We start from the raw sequence: 6,660 nt of genomic DNA, 5'->3' as shown, positions 1-6,660 counted from the left end.
GAAAGAGGGAACAAGAATTAACCGGGGGCGGTCAATGCAGCTTTTAAAATTCCCAAATATTGGCTTTAAAATTCCTGAATGTCGGGAAGCCTTATTTGCATTTTCAGGATTTCCGCCAAGTCAGGTCGTTTGGTTTGCAAAGCATGACCCGTCGACGCTTGTCGGCTCCGCATGACTTTACCCGGCCTCGGCCCATTCTGGGCAATCCGGCATGGCTCTCACGGCGCTGTATCCGACATCGGCCATTCTTGATAGTGCTGCGATTGTGGGGTCAGGGCATAGACAGGGACTTGGCGCGAGACGCATACAAGATATTCAGGCTCCGGGCGGCTCACCCCCCTGACCAACGGGCACAAGGCGTACAAAATGGTTAACAGTGCTATCCTTCGAGTTCCGGTATTCGCCAGTGCGACAGTCCTAACCGGGCTGGTTCTTCTTGGATTTAGCGGGGAATTCTTCGCGCCCGGCAATTCAGCGGCGGTTGTCCGGCCGCTGGCCGGGATATTGCTTTTACCACTGACGGCGGTTTTGTGGCGGATGAAAGCGCCGCGTCGCGCGCTGTTTTCGCTGGCCTGGGCGATTGTTGCACTCGGCTCTGTTGCTCCCAGTTTTTTCACCTCCGGGGTGGAGTGCACCAGGGGATGCGTCAAGCTCTACCAAAAGAACCTGCTGTCGAAGGCATGGCCGCGCTATCCATTGGCTGACGATATTATTGCCTCGGGCGCCGAGATCGTGACGTTGCAAGAGGTTTCAGATCATAATCGACAGTACATGGCAAAATTGTTCGGCCACTATCCCAATGCCGTCACCTGCACGTTTCGACCGGCACAGGACGTCGCCGTGCTGACCTCCTTGCCCGCGGTGGATCGCTCCGAGTTTTGCCTGACCGAAGCCGGGCTAGCGGGGATTCAGGTCCTGGCGCCAAATGGTCGGCCCATTTGGGTCTTGTCCATTCACCTGGAATGGCCGTTTCCGTTTGATCAGGACCACCAAAGCCAAATCATCGCCAAGCGCATCGCTGAACTGGACGGGCCAGTGCTGATCGCGGGTGATTTCAACATGGTTCCCTGGGCGGGAAACGTACAACGAATCCAGCAGGCCGCCGGGACCGACCGCCTTGGTGCGTTTCACAACACCTTTCGTTTGGGCGGCTGGTTGCTGCCCTTGCCCATAGATATGGTATTGGTGCCAAAAGGCGCATCAGGGGGCGTTGGTCTACGCCCCTATATGGGATCGGATCATTTGGGGGTTCTGGCCCGCATCTCTTTACCCTGACGTCATGAGCGGCCCATGGTGAAGGTTCGCCCGGATCTGGCGCAAGGTTTCAGTCGCGCGGGGTCTCCGAACCTTTCTTGCGAACGTAAAGCTCAAGCCGGTGATGGACGATGTCATAGCCCATCGCGTCGGCAATCTCGGCTTGCAGCTGTTCGATCCGGTCATTGGCGAATTCGACCACCTCGCCGGTTTCGACATCAATCATGTGGTCATGATGCTGGGTCTCGGTATGTTCGAAACGCGCGGGCGTGCCTTCAAACTGGTGGCGCAGGATCACGCCCTGCGCCTCAAGTTCGGTCAGAGTGCGATAGACCGTCGAAAGCGATATTCCCGGCACCGCCTCTTCGGCGCGACGCTGCAACTCGACGGCTTCGGGGTGATCCTCGGCCTCGGCCAGAACCGTCAACAGGGCGGCACGCTGACGCGTGATGCGAACGCCCGCATGGCGCAGGGCTTCTGTCAGTTTCTTGGTTTTGCGGTCAATCTCGGTCATTCCGTCTTTTTCGCGCAAATTCGATGAAACACGCAAGCCCCAGATGCAATTGATTTGCATTTTCATTGACAGTTGCAAATCATTCCTAGATGCATTTAAAGAAGAGAAAGAAACAAGGAATGCCGGGATGTTCACTGGAAAATCAGTTTTGGGAATGGTCGTAAGCCTTGCGCTGGCCGGGCTGGCGGGCCCGAGCGCTGCGCAAGACAAGCTAAAGGTCGTCACGACATTCACCGTGATTGGCGACATGGCGCAGAATGTGGCAGGAGATGCGGCCGAGGTGGTCTCGATCACCAGGCCCGGTGCCGAAATCCACGGTTACGCGCCGACGCCGCGCGATCTGGTCAAGGCGCAAGGGGCGGACCTCATCCTGTGGAACGGGCTGTATCTCGAACGCTGGTTCGAGCAGTTCTTCGCCAACCTCAGTGATGTACCCGCCGCCACGGTCTCTGAAGGCGTGGTGCCAATCGCGATTTCCGGCGGGGAATATGCGGGTAAACCCAACCCGCATGCCTGGATGGCGCTCGATTCCGCCGAGATCTACATCGATAACATCCGTGATGCGCTAAGCGCGGCCGATCCCGATAATGCCGAAATCTATGCCGCCAATGCCAAAGCCTATAAGGACCGGATGGCAGAGGTGATCGGCCCGCTACGCGCCGCCGCCCGCGCCCTTCCGGAAAATCGCCGCTGGCTGGTGACCTCGGAGGGTGCATTTTCATACCTGGCGCGCGATTTCGGGCTGACCGAGGTTTACCTCTGGCCGATCAACGCGGATGCGCAAGGCACGCCACAACAGGTGCGCAAGGTGATTGATACCGTGCGCGAGCACGGTATTCCCGTGGTGTTCTCGGAAAGCACCGTCTCGGACAAACCGGCACGCCAGGTCGCACGCGAGACCGGGGCGAGCTATGGCGGCGTGCTCTACGTTGACAGCATTTCAGAGCGGGACGGCCCGGTTCCGACGTATCTCGACCTGCTGCGCGTCACGTCGGAAACCATCTTGAAAGGTCTGAAGGAGTGAACGGGGACGGCATACGCGCCGAGGGCGTAACAGTCACCTATCGCAACGGGCACACCGCGCTGCGCGATGCAAGTTTTGAAGTCCCGCGCGGCACGATCACCGCGCTGGTCGGCGTGAACGGGGCGGGCAAGTCCACACTGTTCAAGGCGCTCATGAACTTCGTGCCGGTCTCGGCCGGGCGGATCACGATCCTGGGTCAGCCGGTGCGTGCAATCATGAAGCAACAGGCCGTGGCCTATGTTCCGCAGGCCGAAGAGGTCGACTGGACCTTTCCGGTGCTTGTCGAAGATGTGGTGATGATGGGGCGTTATGGCCATATGGGGTTCTTGCGCCGCCCGCGCGCGGCGGATCACGAGGCCGTGGCCAAAGCCCTTGCCCGCGTCAACATGAGCGAGTTTCGCAACCGCCAGATCGGCGAGCTTTCAGGCGGCCAGAAAAAACGCGTCTTTCTGGCACGGGCGCTTGCGCAGGATGCGCAGGTCATCCTGCTTGACGAGCCGTTCACCGGCGTTGATGTGAAGACCGAGGAACAGATGATCGCCCTTTTGCGTGATCTACGCAAAGAAGGGCGCGTCATGCTCGTCGCCACGCATAATCTTGGATCGGTGCCCGAGTTTTGCGACCGCGTCGTTCTGGTCAAAGGCACAGTGATCGCCCATGGCCCGACGGCAGAGGTTTTCACGCCTGAACACCTGCGGGATGCGTTTGGCGGCGTGCTGCGGCACTTCCTGCTTGAAGGGCAGCGGCTTCACGACGACGAGGACCCGCGCAAGCTTGATATCTTTACCGATGATGAACGACCGCTGGTGATCTATGATGACCGCACACGGACGGTGAAGGGACAGTCATGATCCTGCTGGAGCCATTCACCTACGGCTATATGACGAATGCGATCTGGGTGTCGGGCCTTGTCGGTGCGGTCTGCGCCTTTCTGTCCGCCTACCTGATGCTCAAGGGCTGGTCGCTGATCGGCGATGCGCTTGCGCATTCCGTGGTGCCGGGTGTCGCGGGGGCCTATATGCTTGGCCTGCCCTTCGCCATTGGCGCCTTTCTTTCGGGCGGTCTTGCGGCGCTTTCAATGCTGTTCCTGCGCCAACGCTCCGGACTTAAGGAAGACGTGGTGATCGGGCTGATCTTCACCGCCTTTTTCGGGCTGGGGCTGTTCATGGTTTCGCTCAACCCGATGGCGGTTTCGATCCAGACGATCATCATGGGCAACATCCTGGCGATCACGCCCGACGACACCTTGCAGCTTGCCATCATCGGGGGCATCTCGCTGATCGTTCTGCTTGCGAAATGGCGTGATCTTCTTGCCGTTTTCTTTGACGAGGCCCATGCGCGTTCCATCGGGCTGAATGTGACCGCCCTGCGGCTGATCTTTTTCACGCTCTTGTCGGCCTCGACCGTCGCCGCGATGCAGACCGTCGGCGCGTTCCTCGTCATCGCGCTTGTCGTCACCCCCGGCGCAACCGCCTATCTGCTGACCGACCGTTTTCCCCGGCTACTGATGCTTTCGACCGCAATCGGGTCGATCACCTCGGCCTCTGGCGCCTATCTGAGCTATTTCCTCGACGGAGCAACCGGCGGGGTGATCGTTTGCCTGCAAACGGCGCTGTTTGGCATCGCACTGGTGTTCGCGCCCAAGCACGGAATGCTGGCCGCCCGCGCACGTGCCAGATCCGCCATTGAAGAGGCCACATGATGCAGGATCTGTTACTTCCGCTGCAATTCCCCTTCATGCAGAATGCCATGCTGATCGTGGTGCTGATTGCACCCGCAGCAGCGATGCTAAGCTGTTTTCTGGTACTCAAAGGCTGGTCGCTGATGGGCGATGCCACAAGTCACGCGGTGCTGCCCGGTGTCGTGCTGGCCTATTTGGCGGGAATTCCGCTTATTATCGGCGCTTTTCTGGCGGGGCTTGTCTGTGCGCTTGGCACCGGCTTTATCAAGGAGAATTCGCGGATAAAACAGGACACGGTCATGGGCGTCGTGTTCTCAGGCATGTTTGGCCTCGGCATCGTGATCTACACTCAGGTCGAAACCGCGCTTCATCTTGATCATATCCTGTTCGGCAACATGCTGGGGGTTGGGGGCAAAGACCTCTGGACCGCCGGGCTTATCTCGGGTGGGGTCGCCGCGATCCTCGGGATGAAATGGCGCGATTTCCTTGCACATAGCTTTGATCCGGTGCAGGCCAAAATGATAGGCCTGCGGGTGAGCTGGTTGCATTACGGGCTGCTTGCCATTCTGTCGGCCACCATCGTGGCGATGCTGTCGTCGGTTGGCATCATTCTGTCGGTTGCTTATCTGATTGCTCCGGGTGCCATTGCTTTCCTGCTTACGCGGCGGTTCTCTGCCATGATGATCCTATCAATAATCGTAGCCCTGCTGGCGGGAATGATCGGGATATACACCTCTTTCTGGCTTGATGCGGCCCCGGCGCCGACCATTGTGCTGCTCTTGACGGGGATGTTCCTTGCCGCTCTGGCGTTGCGCGGGTTGCGCGAACGCCGCATCAAAGGGCTGGCGTGAGGGATAACCCCGTTTCGCTTGAAAAGAGCCCCCGGATCAAGGCACGTCACGGGTTGACCGCTTGTGACGGGATGATTGAGGGGATGAACAGGATACGAAGGATGACCTTCAAGATCTTGCCTACAGCCTTTCCTGATGTTGTGGATATTTTCCGCCAGCGGTCGTGAACGATCACAACTCCTCCTGGTTCAAAAGCGCGATCAATTCACCCTGGCGATGCGTATCAGTTTTCTGAAAGATCGACCGCAAGTGGCTGCGCCCCGTCCAGACAGAAATGCAAAGCCGCTCAGAAACCTCCTTCACGCTCATCCCCTGCACCAGAAGGTCAGCAAAGTCCGCCTCGGTCGTGGTTAACCCAAATTTATGTTGCATGCGCGACTTGCGGGATTGGAGCGGGCTGGACACTTCGCGCACGGCAAGCATGAACCGTGCCCCTCCGATCAACGCCCCCAAATCGCGCGGCAAGAGCAATGCTTCGACAAGTATCGACTTTCCGTCTTTTGTCGTTGCGATGGCCGGCGGAGGCAGCAGCGCGGGAGTATCGCCGTTACACTCCCGGCAGGCTTTCAGCATCGTGTCGATTTTCTCGTCGAGAAGCCCTTGGTCGATGGTGATCCTTTGGCAGGTAATACGCAAATTTATCGAAGTTGTGCGGTGTCCCGGCAGATCGACACGGATGAACTTGCCATCTGAATCGAGAGCGATCATCAAATTGCTTTCTTCCTGGAAAAACAAGGCCATCTTCTCCCCAAGCGATAGCTCGAATTGGGCGTTAATGCGTCACTGTTTTTTTCAAGACACGCCGGGCACCACGTCTATCCCGATCACCGCAAACAAAACTTTCCCGGCCTTGAAGTCCGCCAAGGCCGGTTTGTCTTACCCTGCCCCCAATGTCTGGACGCCATAATGGATGATCGGCTATGGGCGCTCATTGATATTTATCAACGGAGCAACAATACGGACGAAATCCCCCGTTCGACGTACAAAGTTCGCTGCGCCCTGACCTTCCGCAATTCGCAGTTCATGAAAAGCAGCCCACGACAGGACACACGATAATCGGCATGACGCCGTATTGCTGCAGCGCCGCCAAGAGCCTGTCCTTTTTCAGAGTCTGCCCCCCTGAACACCCGCAATGAGTGAAACTCATGTCGATTTTTTCCACCCTGGCGCCTGCCTGTAACCGCAAGGAAAACAACCTGTGCACAGAGTAAACTTTTTGCCAATTTCCGCCGAAAGCAGGTTGCACTCACCCGCGACTCGCCATAGATAGCACGAGTTGATTGTCGCGGGATGGAGCAGCCCGGTAGCTCGTCAGGCTCATAACCTGAAGGTCGTA

General features: G+C 58.1%; 7 protein-coding genes. 5 read left to right on the top strand and 2 right to left on the bottom strand.

The genetic code is table 11. From position 1 onward, the window contains the following. Window positions 1-366 precede the first annotated feature (366 nt). Window positions 367-1,275, top strand: a complete 909-nt coding sequence (locus tag QZ522_RS16575; RefSeq protein ID WP_294614136.1) for an endonuclease/exonuclease/phosphatase family protein — start codon at window positions 367-369, stop codon at window positions 1,273-1,275. A 49-nt stretch (window positions 1,276-1,324) separates the two neighbouring features. Here the strand turns inward: QZ522_RS16575 and QZ522_RS16570 are convergent, their stop codons facing one another. Further along, the gene (locus tag QZ522_RS16570; protein WP_294614133.1) at window positions 1,325-1,768 is read right to left on the bottom strand and encodes a Fur family transcriptional regulator; all 444 of its coding nucleotides are present in this window, start codon (window positions 1,766-1,768) and stop codon (window positions 1,325-1,327) included. A gap of 127 nt (window positions 1,769-1,895) precedes the next feature. Between QZ522_RS16570 and QZ522_RS16565 the strand changes: the two genes are divergently transcribed. Genes QZ522_RS16565 through QZ522_RS16550 form a run of 4 tightly spaced genes read left to right on the top strand, consistent with a single transcriptional unit; the run spans window position 1,896 to window position 5,324 of the window. Then, window positions 1,896-2,792 (top strand): metal ABC transporter substrate-binding protein, encoded by an 897-nt coding sequence (locus tag QZ522_RS16565; protein ID WP_294614130.1) that lies wholly within the window; start codon window positions 1,896-1,898, stop codon window positions 2,790-2,792. Beyond that, on the top strand, window positions 2,789-3,643 hold the full coding sequence (locus QZ522_RS16560; protein WP_294614127.1) for a manganese/iron ABC transporter ATP-binding protein: 855 nt from the start codon (window positions 2,789-2,791) through the stop codon (window positions 3,641-3,643). Before QZ522_RS16565 ends, QZ522_RS16560 begins: the two co-directional genes overlap by 4 nt. Continuing rightward, window positions 3,640-4,494 carry a metal ABC transporter permease gene (locus QZ522_RS16555; protein WP_294614124.1) on the top strand — a complete coding sequence of 285 codons (855 nt, stop codon included), beginning with the start codon at window positions 3,640-3,642 and terminating at the stop codon, window positions 4,492-4,494. The genes QZ522_RS16560 and QZ522_RS16555 overlap by 4 nt, the downstream gene beginning before the upstream one ends. Further along, window positions 4,494-5,324, top strand: coding sequence for a metal ABC transporter permease (locus QZ522_RS16550; protein WP_294614121.1), 831 nt, complete (start codon window positions 4,494-4,496; stop codon window positions 5,322-5,324). The genes QZ522_RS16555 and QZ522_RS16550 overlap by 1 nt, the downstream gene beginning before the upstream one ends. Window positions 5,325-5,495: 171 nt before the next feature. Here QZ522_RS16550 and QZ522_RS16545 read toward each other — a convergent pair whose 3' ends face one another. Next, a complete protein-coding gene (locus QZ522_RS16545; RefSeq protein ID WP_294614118.1) occupies window positions 5,496-6,065 on the bottom strand; it encodes a helix-turn-helix transcriptional regulator in 570 nt (189 codons plus the stop codon). Between the last annotated feature and the right edge of the window lie 595 nt (window positions 6,066-6,660).

This window comes from uncultured Roseovarius sp., from assembly GCF_913054395.1.
Taxonomy (GTDB): Bacteria; Pseudomonadota; Alphaproteobacteria; order Rhodobacterales; family Rhodobacteraceae; genus Roseovarius.
This window is presented reverse-complemented; position numbering and strand designations above follow the sequence as displayed.